The 15083-nt window shown below is 37.8% G+C and carries 12 protein-coding genes; 3 read left to right on the top strand and 9 right to left on the bottom strand.

Translation table 11 applies throughout. The features are described from left to right. Positions 1-22 precede the first annotated feature (22 nt). Together QNH17_RS15265 and QNH17_RS15260 are read right to left on the bottom strand one after the other, a co-directional pair. Entirely contained in the window at positions 23-802 is a 780-nt protein-coding gene (locus QNH17_RS15265) for a LytR/AlgR family response regulator transcription factor (protein WP_283873277.1), read from the bottom strand. Then, complete coding sequence (locus QNH17_RS15260) at positions 799-2460, bottom strand: sensor histidine kinase (protein WP_283873275.1); 1662 nt, start codon at positions 2458-2460, stop codon at positions 799-801. The genes QNH17_RS15265 and QNH17_RS15260 overlap by 4 nt, the downstream gene beginning before the upstream one ends. Positions 2461-2724: 264 nt before the next feature. On the opposite strand from QNH17_RS15260, the gene QNH17_RS15255 reads away from it, so the two are divergent. After that, positions 2725-4086, top strand: coding sequence for a hypothetical protein (locus tag QNH17_RS15255; RefSeq protein WP_283873274.1), 1362 nt, complete (start codon positions 2725-2727; stop codon positions 4084-4086). A gap of 120 nt (positions 4087-4206) precedes the next feature. On the opposite strand, the gene QNH17_RS15250 is transcribed toward QNH17_RS15255, so the two are convergent. The 7 genes from QNH17_RS15250 to QNH17_RS15220 form a co-directional block, all read right to left on the bottom strand. Then, entirely contained in the window at positions 4207-5325 is a 1119-nt protein-coding gene (locus tag QNH17_RS15250; RefSeq protein ID WP_283873272.1) for a mechanosensitive ion channel family protein, read from the bottom strand. 165 nt (positions 5326-5490) lie between these two features. After that, positions 5491-6192 (bottom strand): YwaF family protein, encoded by a 702-nt coding sequence (locus tag QNH17_RS15245; protein ID WP_283873270.1) that lies wholly within the window; start codon positions 6190-6192, stop codon positions 5491-5493. A gap of 175 nt (positions 6193-6367) precedes the next feature. Next, on the bottom strand, positions 6368-7174 hold the full coding sequence (locus QNH17_RS15240; protein WP_283873268.1) for a hypothetical protein: 807 nt from the start codon (positions 7172-7174) through the stop codon (positions 6368-6370). 85 nt (positions 7175-7259) lie between these two features. Next, positions 7260-8954, bottom strand: coding sequence for a sigma-54 interaction domain-containing protein (locus QNH17_RS15235; RefSeq protein ID WP_283873266.1), 1695 nt, complete (start codon positions 8952-8954; stop codon positions 7260-7262). A 200-nt stretch (positions 8955-9154) separates the two neighbouring features. Beyond that, complete coding sequence (gene putP / locus QNH17_RS15230; protein ID WP_283873265.1) at positions 9155-10618, bottom strand: sodium/proline symporter PutP; 1464 nt, start codon at positions 10616-10618, stop codon at positions 9155-9157. Positions 10619-10743: 125 nt separating this feature from the next. Continuing rightward, entirely contained in the window at positions 10744-12312 is a 1569-nt protein-coding gene (gene pruA, locus QNH17_RS15225) for an L-glutamate gamma-semialdehyde dehydrogenase (RefSeq protein WP_283873264.1), read from the bottom strand. Positions 12313-12342: 30 nt separating this feature from the next. Beyond that, a complete protein-coding gene (locus QNH17_RS15220) occupies positions 12343-13257 on the bottom strand; it encodes a proline dehydrogenase (RefSeq protein ID WP_283873262.1) in 915 nt (304 codons plus the stop codon). Positions 13258-13610: 353 nt separating this feature from the next. On the opposite strand from QNH17_RS15220, the gene QNH17_RS15215 reads away from it, so the two are divergent. Beyond that, positions 13611-14051: a hypothetical protein gene (locus QNH17_RS15215; RefSeq protein WP_349632543.1), complete on the top strand. Its 441-nt coding sequence runs from the start codon at positions 13611-13613 to the stop codon at positions 14049-14051. A gap of 36 nt (positions 14052-14087) precedes the next feature. Continuing rightward, the gene (locus tag QNH17_RS15210) at positions 14088-14957 is read left to right on the top strand and encodes a nuclease-related domain-containing protein (RefSeq protein ID WP_283873260.1); all 870 of its coding nucleotides are present in this window, start codon (positions 14088-14090) and stop codon (positions 14955-14957) included. The last annotated feature ends 126 nt before the right edge of the window (positions 14958-15083 follow it).

Here is a 15083-nt window from a genome sequence, read left to right as displayed (position 1 = left end):
TATTATTCGGAATGAATGGCGGTTATAAATGCATAATTTGTCGAAACGCTTTCACCTTACTTCTACTTACAGGAATTTCTTCCGTACGATCTTTCAAACGCAAAATGTAGGTTTGATTAAACCATGGAACAATTTCACGGATTTTGGTCAAGTTAACCGTATAAGAACGGTGACATCGAAAGAAAAGGTTCTCTGGTAAAAGTGCGTCAAATTCCGTGATGCTCATTGGCATGGTGTACTCCTCCCCTTGCGTATAAACCAAAGTAACTTTTTCGCTTGCGATTGCGTAATAGATATCATTTGCATCTGTGACGATAATTTTATCGTTCTTTTTCAAATTGATTCGATTAGACGCCTGCGAAGGGATTTCCCTTTGCTGTACTTGGGGTTTCAGATGTGATTCAAGTTTTCTATCCAGGAGCGTTGTTTCGGCGTGATCTCGTTTAAAAGCAGATTCCAGCCTGCTTAACATCGCGGCAATCCGCTTTTCGTCGTAGGGCTTTAAAATATAGTCAAAAGCTTCTAGTTCAAAGGCTTGTGCTGCATGCTCTTTGTAAGCTGTGGTAAAGACAATATATGGTCTTTTGGAAAACTTACTTATGGTACTCGCTAACAACATGCCATTAAGGGACGGAATATTAATATCTAGAAAGATTACATCTGTATCATGCTCCTGCAAAAATTTTAAAACATCTAAGCCATCATCAAAGAAATGGGTCACGTCAATTTCACTGTAAGCTTCAACTAAATACTCCAGTTCTTCACGAGCAGGTATTTCATCCTCTACAATAATTGCTCTCATAGGTTCTCCTTTACGATATCAAAAAAGACTTCTGTTCCAGGTGACAGACGGTGAATGACCAGTCCATGTCCATAAATGAGTTTCACACGCTGGTGAACATTATACAAGCCGATTTTGTTGGCTGGTACATTATCATTCAGCAACTGATGAATGACATCTTCGCTAATTCCGGCCCCGGTATCCTTGACACTAATTCTTACTTTGTTTTCCAAATTTTTGACCGAAATGGACACCACTCCGGGTCCTTTTATCTTTAAGATTCCATGGATAATTGCATTTTCGACTAAAGGCTGAATGAGCAGACTCGGGATGGTGATATATACTTCGTCTATATCGTATTCCACCTTTAATCGACTGCCAAAACGCGCCTTCTCAATTTCCACATAATCACGGACTTGCGCCAATTCTTTATGAATATCAATCAATTCATCACTAACTTCTAAATTGTAACGCATATAGCCAGAAAGATTGATAATCAGCTCACGCGCCCTGTCCGGATTTTTGCGTGTGGTAGAGGCAATCGCATTTAAAGCATTAAATAAAAAATGTGGATTAATTTTCGTTTGCAGTGCCTTCCATTCCGCCTTGTTCGCTGCTTCCCTAATCTGTGAAATTCGGGAAACCTCCATTAGTGTCGAGATGATTTGCGATAACCCGATCGCCATTGTCTGCAGTGAATAGGTCATTTTATAGGCTTTCCGGTAATAGATTTTAAGTGTTCCTGTGACCTCTCCATGCTCCTCAAAAGGAACAATGAGCAGGGAGTGAATTTGTGGTGTATGGTGATCCTGAACCTGGTTCCGAATAATAAATTTCCCGCTGTTAATGGCCTCTTTGGTCAAATCACTAATGATTTCCTGCCCAATGACATATCGTTCTTCTCCAAAACCCACATAAGCAAGCACATTATGGGTATCTGTAATCGCTACAGCATCTGCCTTGATATCGTCTTTTATAATACGACAAATCTCCATCAAGGAATCCGAATTAATAGACCGAAAGTAAGGGAGAGTCTTGTTCGCGATATCCAGGGCTAACTTCGCCTGTTTTGCTGCAATCTTTTCCTTTTCACCTTCGACGCTCATCACAAGCAACACAATTAAACCAATATTAACCTCTCCAATAATCATCGGGAAAGCGATTTTTGATACAATGTCCAAACCTAGTTCAAACGGATTTGCCATCACAAGAATTAACACCATGGTCAAAATTTCCGATAACATTCCGGCTGCTATTCCATAGATCCAGCGCAAAGACCGCTTCACTCTTCGATTAATATACCCCGAAACAATCCCTGCAAAAATGCTCGTAATGAGGCATGGGATGGATGTGATCCCACCAATATCAATTAAATATCGATGGACTCCTGATACAATACCGGTAATAATTCCTACCCAGGGCCCGAATAATATTCCACCCGAAACGACAGCAATAATCCTGACATTCACAAGTGATCCTTCCACATTGATCCCTGAATACGTTCCGAAAATGGCAAATAAGCAAAACACAAGTGTAATGACAACACGCTCTGTGGGAGAATGCTGATCTTTTTGAAGAGATTCCTTAAATCTCGGGATCCGGATCATAAAAAATAGGCAAATCAAGAGTAATGCCGCACGTTCGAATAAATCGATAAGCATTTCTAACGATGTGTTCATCTAATGTTCCTTTCTTCTGTATGTAATCTAAAACTTCATCATAACTTCAATATTATACTACTAGCTGGTTTAGAAATTAAAAAAAATCGCAATTAACTAGTTGTGCAAGTGACATTGTTGACAAGGGCTTAAGGGAAATTAATTAAGGCTTGCCTATTTTTCTGTTGAATAATATAAACAGGCTTTTTTATTAGGACAACGTCTTCCCGTGATACATATACATGCAGTATAAATATCATTATGGAATGTAAGGGGAGAATTTTTATGGATAGAGACATCATGAAAAATTTCATTGGTAAAGTAATTAAGATTGATAGAGGAGGACCAGAATCCAAAATTGGGATGTTAATGGATGCGGGCGACGATCATATCGCCATTCTCACGGAAGATGATGGACTTGTTTACTACAATACGAATCATATTAAAAGTTTTACAGATAACATAAAAGAGAGTATGCAATTCGACATTGAGGTACCTGAAAATTTTACATTTATAAAAGGTGCTAATATCCAAGAATTGCTTGGCTCAATGAAATACAAATGGATTAAAATTAACCGTGGCGGCCCTGAGTCCATAGAGGGAATACTAACAATGGCAAATAATGATTCGTTTTTTTTGATCAATGGTCAGGAAATCATTCACCTTTCCATGTTTCACATTAAAAGTATTAGTTATGGTTTAAAAATTGAAAAGGCCAATGAAGAAAACTCTGATTACCAACAATCACAAGATAAAGACGAAAAATCAAATAATAACAGTCAAACTAATAAAAATAGCAGTAAGAGTAGCAGTAAGAGTAGCAGTAAGAATAGCAATAAGAATAGCAGTAAGAATAGCAATAAGAATAGCAGTAAGAATAGCAATAGGAATAGCAGTAAGAATAGCAGTAAGAGTAGCAGTAAAAATAAGAATAGTACCAATAAGAGAACTTCAAAACAATCAACCGAAAATGATGATGAAATGAATACAGCATACCCATTAATCATAAGGGGGATTTCACTTGAAACATCTGTTGAAGAGGATGATAGTAATCTATCCATCCCTAAATTCACAGATGAAACATCGCAAGTAACAACTGTAGAAGAGGATGATAGTAATCTATCCATCCCTAAATTCACAGATGTAACTTCGCATGTAACATCTGTTGAAGAGGATGATAGTAATCTATCCATCCCTAAATTCACAGATGTAACTTCGCATGTAACACCTTTTGAAGAGGATGAAATTAATCTATTAAACCTTAAATTCACAAATGAAACTTCGCAAGTAATACCTTTTGTAGAGGATGATATTGATCTATCAATTCCTTTATCCACTATGGAAACTTCGCAAGTAATACCTTCTGTAGAGGATGAAATTGATTTAAAAATTTTTTCTTTATCCGCGATGGAAACTTTGCAAGAAACTACTGGTGAAGAGGCTGAAAGTGATCTGGAAATTCCATTATCCATAATGGAAGCTCATCAAGAAACTGCTGGTGAAGAGTCCGAAAGTAATCCATCCATTCCTTTATCAACTATGGAAACTTCACAAAAATCAGCTAAGGAAGATGCTCAAAGTGATCTGGTAGAACTCTTTGCCCTAATGGAAAAGTTTATACGAAAATATACTAATAATCAAAAATAAGCATTTATTCATCCTTTGGTATTGCAAATTTATGAAATATATCATTATCACTCTTAACATAGAAAAAGAAAGACCGTCAATTGTTGGTCTTTCTTTTTCTATGTTACAATAAATCGATTTTCAATCGTAAGAACCCATTGGTTGAAATAATTCTTCACTTGATTGCGGAGTTACGTATATGGTTCGGCTTGGAAAAGCAACTTCTACTCCCTCTTCCTCTAATATCGCCATAATTGCTAAATTGATTTCATGTTTAATTCTAACGTGCTCTGCCCAGACAGTAGAATTCGTGAAGAAATAGATAAGAATATCGAGACTACTCTCATTATAATGATCAAATGCGACCATGATCGTATCAGGATGGATTTCTTCATGAGTAGTCAATAAATGTTCAATCCGCTTAACCACTCTTTGAATTTGTTCTTTGGTGGTTCGATAGTTAAGTCCTAAGTGAAAAGATATTTTTCTCTTCCCCATTCGACTCCAGTTGGTAATCGCTTCGTTGGCAAGTGTTGCATTAGGAACGGTAACTAAGGCTTGACTGAACGTACGAATTTTAGTACTTCTGAAATTAATATCTTCGACTATCCCCTCTACGCTGGGTGTTAAGATCCAATCTCCAATCGAAAAAGGTTTTTCGGTGACAATGACGATTCCGCCAATTAGGTTCCCTACCGCTTCCTTAGCAGCTAAAGCAAAGGCTAGACCCCCTAACCCAAGACCAGCGACCAGTCCATTTACATCGTAATCAAATTCCTGACCAATGATACTAATACTGATGGCGATGATGATGACACGGATCGTTCTTGAAATGAATGGTAATAGAATTAAATCAATCTTATTGTTGATCTTTTGATTAACACTTATTAAGATCCCCTCAGTTGGAGAGGACAAATTAAACAATCCCCATGTAATTAATACAATGACCATGGAACGGAGAAATTTTAAAAATAACGTATTATGCTGTTCGATAAATGGGAAATAATCCATGGCTAAATACAAACCGACAATGATAAAGAACCATCCCAAAGGACGTTCAAATCCTAAACAAATTTTTGTAAAAACATCTGTTGGTGTCTTCCTAGACAATTTTAAAACCAACTGAAATACATACTTTGTAAATAGGTTTCTAAAAAGGATAAATAATACCAAAATACCAATAGAAATTCCTAAATTTTTTAACAAATCATAGTCTAATCCCGCCATTGAAAAAGCCATGACAAATGAATCAAAAGACATTCTAAAATACCTTCTCTCTTTTTACGTTAAATTTTTTGCAGAATTACATTTTCATATAATAACTGCTTAAACCAAATTTTTAAATACAACTATAGTCTTAGATTAGAAGAAAAATTGCATCAATAAAAGGATGAAGTCCGGTGCCTTCATCCTTTTTGCCTAATGTTAATTTTGTTTTATCCTTTGTAAAATACCCATTGGTAGATACGTAATAAAAAAAACAATCAATGCTGCAACCTCAAGGTAAATATAATACATGATCCCAGAGCCGAAAAATGTAAGGATTGTTTTTGCATCGGTGGGACTCGATAAGTAAAAAAAGTTCGTGCCAAGCTGTAGATTTAAGAAAAAGATAGGAACGGCGATCAGGTTCACGGTTAGGAAACTAAATAAAATTGCATTCTTCGGAACTCTGTACCCTTCATATAGGATAAAATAAAACGCAGCTAACGGAATGACAGAATGGTGAAGGAAATATTCGATATAGCGGAAATGAGGAAATGTGTAGGGCATTTCAGGTGTAACCATTGCTAAAATGGGAGGTAATGTGCCAAAGAAATACAACAAATAAAACACTTTGCTATTCTTTTTCATGAATAAAAACATCGCCAAGAACGAACTTATGGAACAAAGTTGCAAAGGAAGGTTACTCACATTCCATTGTTTAGTGAGTATTAACCATAATTGCAATGAAATCTCACATGTTGGCAAAAGTAAGAACAGAGTCCATTTAATGATCTGTTGGTATTTCTTCTGTTGATTTCTGAAATACACCAAAGCACCACATGCAGCAAAGAATAGTCCTAACGTAACAATGTGGACTGTAGAAAACAATTTGAATCCCTGCATTCCTGTAACAGAAAACATGATGCCGTCACACCTCTCGCTGTACATTGAAATGCTGTTATTCTTAATTGTATTCATTTACCCAAAAAACTGACACGATATTATTAGTTCGGACCGATCGGATCAAGTGCCTCGATAAAGAAAAAAGTTGGTACCTATAGAACCAGGCACCAACCCTTTTCTAGCAATTTCTGCCTTATACCTTTTCACAAGCTCCTAATAATTTCTCAGTCTGTTCAAGTACTAAGAACAGGTCATCCCAAGAATTTTGTGTAGTCAAGTTCTGGGAATGTGCCAAGTTGTTTCGTAAACCTTCTAATTGTTTAAAATATGTTTTCCCTTTGCTCTTTGATTCAATCCCCAAAAGTTCTCGTAATGGACTCTCGTTAAGGACGATGTCTCTTTTATCGCAAATCTGCAGACAATCACATAATTGAATGGCTTCGTTCCGTGATTTTCTTAGTGAAAATAATTCTTCAGCTAATTGTATTCGATGGGGATTTAAATGTTTTTTCCAGGTTTCCTCAGGGAAAAAATCATATATAATCCGATAAAGGTGCATCTCTAATAAGGAAATCAGCCCAAATAGTAGCATTCTAACAGGAGGTTTCTGAAGATCTGCTAACGTCACAACCTTGGTTATTCTGTTTCCTTCAAGGATAAAGATTCTGTTACTCTCTTTAAGAATAAACAGCGTATCTATAAGTGGTGTGGATTCCGAGACAAGCTCGGTCGGACTAAAACTCCGATAATACTCATGACAAATTCCATCCTTTAATTCATTTCTGACAACATAACCGATAACAATTCCATGATCCTCCACACCCATAACATCATAGTCTTTCATCAGCATCATGTTTTTAATACTTTTGGCATCGTCAGTAAGATGACACGTATCCATTGTTTCTGAAATACTGTTCACCGTGATGTTTTGCTCATACAACGACCGAAGATTTTTATACGAACTCACTTTATCACGTTGTTTTGTTGGCATGAATGTCAAATAAATCTCCTCCTATTATGCTCTTCTTGATGACCTTTAGCGTTAGATTTAAGAAAAAATACACCATTGTTGGTGTATTTTCCGTTTAATGTAATCCATATTCTTTTATCTTGTTATACAATGTCCCTCGTGAAATACCTAAAAGGTTGGCCGCTGCACTTTTATTTCCATAGGTTTTTCTTAATGCTTCTTCAATCTCTTGGGCTTCAGGATTTATTAGAACATCTTTCTGTTGAACGATTTCCCCTTTTTGGCTGGTAGTTTGTTTCACAATTAACTTGCTTTTAATACTATCTGGCAAATGTTCCTCGGTAATTACGGATTTATCAGTTAGGAGAACCAACCGTTCGATAGTGTTCCTAAGCTCACGGATATTACCTGGCCAGTCATAGTTCACCAACTGATTCATGGTTTCAGATGAGATTTCCAGTACCGGCTTTTTATACTTAGAGTTGAATTCTTGAACAAAATTCTGGGCATGGGCAACGATATCCTCTTTTCTAGTTCTCAAGGGCGGGATATCGATGGTAATCACGGATAAATGAAAATAAAGCTGCTCGTTAAAATGGCCTTGTTTCACGAGCATTTCAATCGATTCTGAGGTTGATGTGATAATTCGGGTTGGCGAGGTGATATTCTCTACGCCTCCTACCCGGCAAAACCGTTGATCGACCATATAATTTACTAGTTTTCCTTGAACCTGTAACGGCATCTTATCAATATCTTCTATAAATAATGTACCGCCTAAAGCTTGCTCGATCCGCCCGATTTCTAAGGTTTGCTGTTCCGCTGTAAAGGTATCCTTTTGAAAACCGAAAAGTTCCATTTCCAACAAGGCAGGAGGAATGACAGAACAGTTTAGGGTGATAAAAGGACCTTCGGCTTTAGAGCCCCCATAATGTATCGCTTGTGCCAGCATTTCCTTTCCCGCCCCAGGTTCCCCCGTTAAATGAATCGGAATGTCCGCATGGGCTACCTTTTGTGCAATCTTCAAGGCTTCCTGAAATTTAGGACTCCCGCTTACCATAGTTGAAAAGGGATTGGACTTTTGAACAAGCACGGATGAGTTGGAATCCAATTCCTCATTAAGTCGGATGATATTCGTAATATTTTGTTCGGTCGCAACTCCGCCAATGATCTTATTTTCTATCAGTATCGGTGATGCGTTAATGAGAACGTGTGTATCCTTATCCGGTCGATGATATTGACCTCTTACGGGCCGTCCTTCATTTAAAATTCGGTGCAGGACAATCGAATCATCACGAAAGTGCTCCCCTATTTTTTTTCCAAGAATGAATTCTTTCTTAATCTTATAAGTTTCTTCCGCTGTAGTATTCCAATAGACGACATGCCCCGCTTGATCAACTGCTGTGACTGATTCATTAATCGTCTCTGCTAATGTCTGAAAATAAGCAGAAATCTGGCGGTTTTCTACTTCAAGCATTTCGAGCCGCTTTTCAGCTGAAAGAACCCCAACAATTCCTTTTTCGTCTTTAACAAGAACCGGTCGGCGCCAATCAACAGCCACATCGGCTCCATTGACATCCAAAACCACAGATGATGGCAGCCATTGAAGCTGTTCAAGCCAATCAATAATGGGTATGGAGTCGTCACCTAAGTTCATCAAGCTTTTTTCATAATTAGCAATAATCAAGTATGTTCCATCTGACACTATAACAAAGCGGTACTCGTTTAGTTTCTTTTTTATTTCTAGTAATGGTATATGTTTATTAACAATTGTAAAGGAGTCATCCAATATCAATTGAGCATTTTTGAACATACTAAAATCCTTTCAGGCTTTTATTATCCTTTAACATTATCATAATTTGAACCTCTATTCTAGCGAACAAGCCCTTTTAAGTGCAATATATTAGGACTCTCCTAATAAGAATGAAAAAAGCTGAACCCTTATGTTAATTCGGGTATCAGCATTCATTATACTAAACATATTCTCTTAGCCCTATCAAATGGGGTAAAAGGTTAGGCCGAGTGTTTATATTGGTCAAACTCTCTTTGTAATTTCTCACTCGGTTCAGGAGTCATCAAACTGACAATCCAGATGGCTGCCAAGCCTACGATAAAACCTGGGATAATTTCGTATAAACTATTTTTTAGGACTGGGATACTTGCCCAAATGATAACCGTTACGGCACCGCCAATCATTCCGGCAAGAGCGCCCCATCTGTTCATCCGTTTCCAGTAAAGGCTCATAAGAATGACAGGTCCAAACGAAGCTCCAAAGCCAGCCCAAGCATATCCGACCAGCGATAAAATGGTTCCATTCTTGTCAAACGCAAGTACTACAGCAATAATTGAAACGGCAAGCACTGATAGTCTGCTGATCAACATGAGTTCTTTATCTGTTGCTGAGCGGCGGAAGAACGTCTTATACACATCCTCGGTCAGCGAGCTTGCAGTTACAAGAAGCTGGGAAGAAATCGTGCTCATAACGGCTGCTAATAATGCGGCCAGTAAAAATCCAGTAATCAATGGATGAAATAAAATTCTACTTAATTCAATAAAGACGGTTTCAGGATCTGCTAGTGTGAGTCCTTGTTTAGAATAAAAGGCCAAACCGATGAAACCGGTAAACATCGCACCACCAACTGAAAAGATCATCCAGCCCATACCAATTTGTCTTGCTTTTTTAATTTCTTTCACGGACGAAATCGCCATAAAGCGGACAATAATATGTGGCTGCCCAAAGTACCCCAAGCCCCATGCCATCAAGGAAACAATTCCTAACACGGTGGTACCCTTAAAAATATCGAATAACTTCGGATCAATCCCCTTTATTTCCTGAAATGCTGGACCAAACCCACCTACTTCCATGATGGTCACAACTGGGACTAAAATAAGAGCGGTTACCATGATTAAACCTTGTACAAAATCGGTCCAACTCACCGCCAAAAATCCGCCAAATAACGTATAGGCAATCACGACAGCAGCGATAATCCAAAGTCCTGCCTGGTAATGCATATTAAAAGTTGATTCAAATAGAACTCCGCCTGAAACCATTCCCGACGATACATAGAAAGTGAAAAAGACAATGATGATGAGTCCAGAGGTCAAGCGCAGCAAATTCGAACCATCAGCAAAACGATTCTCCAGGAACGCAGGAATGGTCATCGAATTGTTGGCCTTTTCTGTATAAGTTCTTAACTGAGGTGCTACATAAAGCCAGTTGATATAGGCCCCTATTGTTAAGCCAATAGCAATCCATGAAGCACTCAACCCTTGAGAAAACATCGCCCCTGGAAGGCCCATAAGCAGCCAGCCGCTCATATCAGATGCCCCTGCACTTAGTGCAGTGACAGCAGGCCCCAGCCCTCTTCCGCCTAACATATAATCTTCAAGATTGGACGTACGCTTGTACGCAAAATAACCAATGATCAGCATACCTACCATATAAATACCGATAGAAATAAGAATCTGTATATTCAAAGCCCATCCCCCATTCTGTTTTTAACTCACAAAATCATATGAAGCGCTTACAATAAAATTTTAAACACGATGGTTTTGGGGGAATCCCCCCTCTTGATGAGAAGGGTTCCCCTTTTCTACTATTATTAAAGTTTTCTAGATTTCAGTTTAGCTTGAGTAAACAACAGCAGGTAATCGTATCCGCCAGCTTTAGAATCAGTACCGGACATGTTGAATCCGCCAAATGGATGGGCACCAACTAATGCACCCGTACACTTTTTATTAATATAAAGATTCCCGCAATGCATATTTTCTAGGGCATAGTGAATTCGTTCCTCATTCTGGGAATGATATGCACCCGTCAATCCATAGTCGGTATCATTATAGATTTCAATTGCTTCCTGCCAGTTAGCTGCTTTCGCAAGGGCAAGGACAGGGCCAAAGATTTCCTCTTGCATAATCCGCGCTTTTGGTTGAACATCCGCAATAACGGTAGGTTGGATGTAGAAGCCGTTCCCCTCTGCTATAGAGCCGCCTGTAAGCAATCGGCCTTCTGTTTTACCAATTTCGATATAGCCCATAATTTTATCCACTGATTTTTGATCGATCACTGGTCCAACCGCATAATTCTCTTCGGGAAGGCCAACAGTTAGATTTTTCGTTAACTCCGTAACTTTTTCAACAACTTCATCATATACCGATTCAACAATAATCGCTCGAGAGCCCGCAGAACATTTTTGTCCTTGAAAGCCAAAAGCGGAAGCGACAATCGCTGATGCCGCTGCATCTAAGTCGGCTGTTTCATCAACAACAACTCCGTCTTTGCCGCCCATTTCAGCAATGACACGTTTTAACCATAATTGGCCTGGCTGAACCTTTGAAGCCCGTTCATATATACGACAGCCCACAGCCCGTGATCCTGTAAAAGAGATAAACCGAGTGCTTGGATGCTCAACCAAATACTCCCCTACATCAATTCCATCGCCTGGCAAATAGTTGAGGACGCCTGAAGGAAGACCCACCTCTTCCATTAATTCCACAAATTTGGCGGCAATCACTGGAGTAGCATCGGCTGGTTTCAAAATCACCGTATTCCCTGACACAATCGCTGCGACAGTCGTTCCTGCCATGATCGCCAATGGGAAGTTAAACGGAGAGATGACAATCCCAACACCAAGAGGAATATACGAAATTTGATTGTCTTCTCCTTCAATGTTTACAAGCGGCTGGTGAATGCTTGTCTCACTAAGGCGAATCATTTCTCTCGCATAGAATTCTAGAAAATCGATGGCTTCTGCTGTATCAGCGTCCGCTTCAGCCCAGTTTTTCCCTGATTCATAGACAAGGTAGGAAGAAAACTCATGTTTGCGCTGCCTCATTAAATCTGCTGCTTTGAATAGATATTCCGCGCGCTCAGCTGGAGAAACCTTTTTCCAAGTTTCAAAGGATTTCATCGCTTCCTGCATTGCTTTTTCAGCTAATTCTTTATTCCCTTTACTAACGGACCCGATGACTTCATCCACATTTCCAGGATTAATAGAAATAGTTTGCTCTTCGGTAAATAGCTTTTCCTCGCCAATTACTAGCGGGTACTTCCTCCCTAACTCCATTTTCACTTTCGCAAGCGCTGCAGCCATAGATTTCTTATTTTCTTCCTGAGAAAAATTAGTAAAAGGCTCATTTTTAAATGGTGCAAGTTGTGTTACGGTTGTCATAATATTGCGACTCCTTTTTATATAAAATTTTTATTTTAATAGATTTTTTAGAACAAACCATACATTGGCAGGTCTTTCTGCTAACCGTCTCATAAAATATCCAAACCAGTCTACCCCGTAAGGCACATAAACTCGGACTCTGAACCCTTCTTTTACAAGACTAGCTTGAATGTCCTCACAAATGCCATAAAGCATTTGGAACTCAAATTTGTCTTTTCCTATTTTGTTTTCATTTACTAACGTTTTTGTATATTCAATCATCGCTGCATCATGGGTTGCTACCGCTGTATAGTTCCCATTTAATAGATGCTGCTTAATAATCTTTTTAAAATTTTCATCGACATCTTTTTTCTCCGGAAATGCAACCGTTGGAGACTCTTTATATGCCCCTTTTACGAGACGCAGGTTTGCGTTCAGATGATTTAAGTCGGCAATATCCTGTTCTGTTCTGAATAGGTAGGCCTGAATAACAAGTCCGACATTGTCATATTCCTTACGGAGCTCTTTATATATATCCAATGATATTTGACAGTGATCATAATCTTCCATATCAATTCTGACAAAATTTTGATGAAGTAAAGCCCGATTAAGGATTTTACGCATATTCTTCATACATAACTCTTTACTAATATCAAGACCAAGCGAGGTCATTTTAAGAGAAAGATTGGACTTGACCCCTGCTTCGGCAATCGCATCGAGGGTTTGAATGCACATGGCAGTAGATTCCTGTGCCTCTTCTTCCGTGTAAACAAATTCGCCCAGGTGATCTAATGTGACCAATTTCCCGTCACCATTCAACTTCTTGACGGAATCAATCGCTGTTTGAATCGTTTCCCCCGCCACAAATCGCCCGGCTCCAAAACGCAAGCCGTATTTTTTTGCTAGTTTGTTAGCTGAGGTATTCTTCCCAAGCGACTGAAACATATTTCTCATTAATATTTCCATTGTCTACAAACCTCCTTAATCGAATAAACAGTATTGTTGAATATGTAATTCCTTGAACCAATCTTATAACACATTATACATAAGTGTCTATATATTTTTATAATTTAAACACATTTGTTAACTTGTTAACCTAAATATACTAGTTGTTCAATAATTATTGAACAACCTTGTAAGAAAATCAGACATGGTTTTTATCTATTCTCTAATAAGAACAGAACAATTTATGGAAATATAAGGCCCTGCTGGGAGAATTCTTTGAAGAATGCGATAGGAACAAAGTCTAAAGGAATATTGTTGGATTTACTTTCCACTTGCATTTCTTAAAAATATAAAATAAAAGATTTTGAAAGGTCGTGTTCGAAAAGATGTTTTATATACGGGATATTGAGAAAATCATTGTACATACCTTACAAGAGCACAAATTAACTATTGATTATGAGATTAGCAATAACCTCCTCGCACCTATGAGTTTTAACGTCTCAACAAATACTATTAAATTTAACTATTTAAAAATTAATGGATACATAGCAAATATTAACTTTAAAATTAAAGAAACAGATGAAGACTGTGTTAAAATTATCCTATATCATCAACTCGGTTATTACTTAGATTTTAAGAAAAACAAACATGATTTAAGGATCATCAAGTATGGCGAGGATGATGAAAAAGCACAACTTCTTACAAAAATAGAAACGAATGCTTGGGAATATGGAAGGACCTTGGTCCCTGAGAAACTATTAAATTCTTATGATAAAGTTCGTCAATTAGATAAAATGCTGATAAAAGGCTATTAATAAATATATATTTTCTGATAGATAAGGAGAAAATCAATGATTTGGTTAATTGTTTCCACATTACTAACTGCATCTGTCGCTTGGTTAACATATAGCGTAAAAAAGGAAAAGGCTAAACAAAAAGAAATGAGAAACGATCATTACCAAGAGCTAGAAGCGCTCAAAGAAATACAAAAGGCAGCAATTGAAACAGCAGCAACGAAGTATGATGAGAAGATTATGGGTTTGAGCGAATCTTACCAACGAGAAATTGAAAAGCTAGTGATCGAAAAGGAAGAGATACGGAAAAATTATAAAAACCAAGGGGAAATCGTCACCCACCAGATACTAGAAAATTTCAAATCTGATTTAATACGAAAAAAAATCATTCCACCAGATGAAATGATTATTATGCCGAACATTTTTATACCAGATGGAAACGGTAATACCCGGCAGATTGATCATATTATCCTTTTAGCAACTGGTATCTATGTCATAGAAACTAAATACTGGAAAGGTCACATCGTTCTGGGATTAACAAGAAATAACAGCCAGAGGTTTTCTTTTTTAGCAGATATAGTAGATAGTGAGAAAGAGGAAACGCTGATCTTCGGTAAATCAGAGTCCGGAGAATTAACGGTAAAGACGTATGAAAATCCAATATGCGAGGTTCAACAGACTGCCGTCATCCTATCCAATTATTTACAAAGTCAAGATATACCCTCGTGGATTAACACTTTGGTATTCTTTAATTACGATGTAAAAGAGCTTCATGATTGGTCGGAAAACAGCATGGTGAAGCGTGTGGCCAACAAAGAACAGTTACACCAGTTCTTTATCAATGAGCTTACCTCCAAAAATAGAATATATGGTGCTTTTCAGCTGAATACAATCAAGCATCTGATTGAAAACGCGAATTATCATTGAGAATCCCAAAATAAGATTACAAGTAAATAAAAAATGAGAACACCTTCATTGCTTAACGAAGAGTGTTCTCATTTAAATTCAAATATTGATGAAATTGAGATTTAGTTTTTATCAGGATTCCCTTTC

Origin of the sequence: Neobacillus sp. SuZ13, assembly GCF_030123365.1 — a bacterium.
GTDB lineage: Bacteria > Bacillota > Bacilli > Bacillales > Cytobacillaceae > Neobacillus.
The sequence above is the reverse complement of the archived record's forward strand: the minus strand, read 5'-3'. Positions and strand labels throughout refer to the sequence as shown.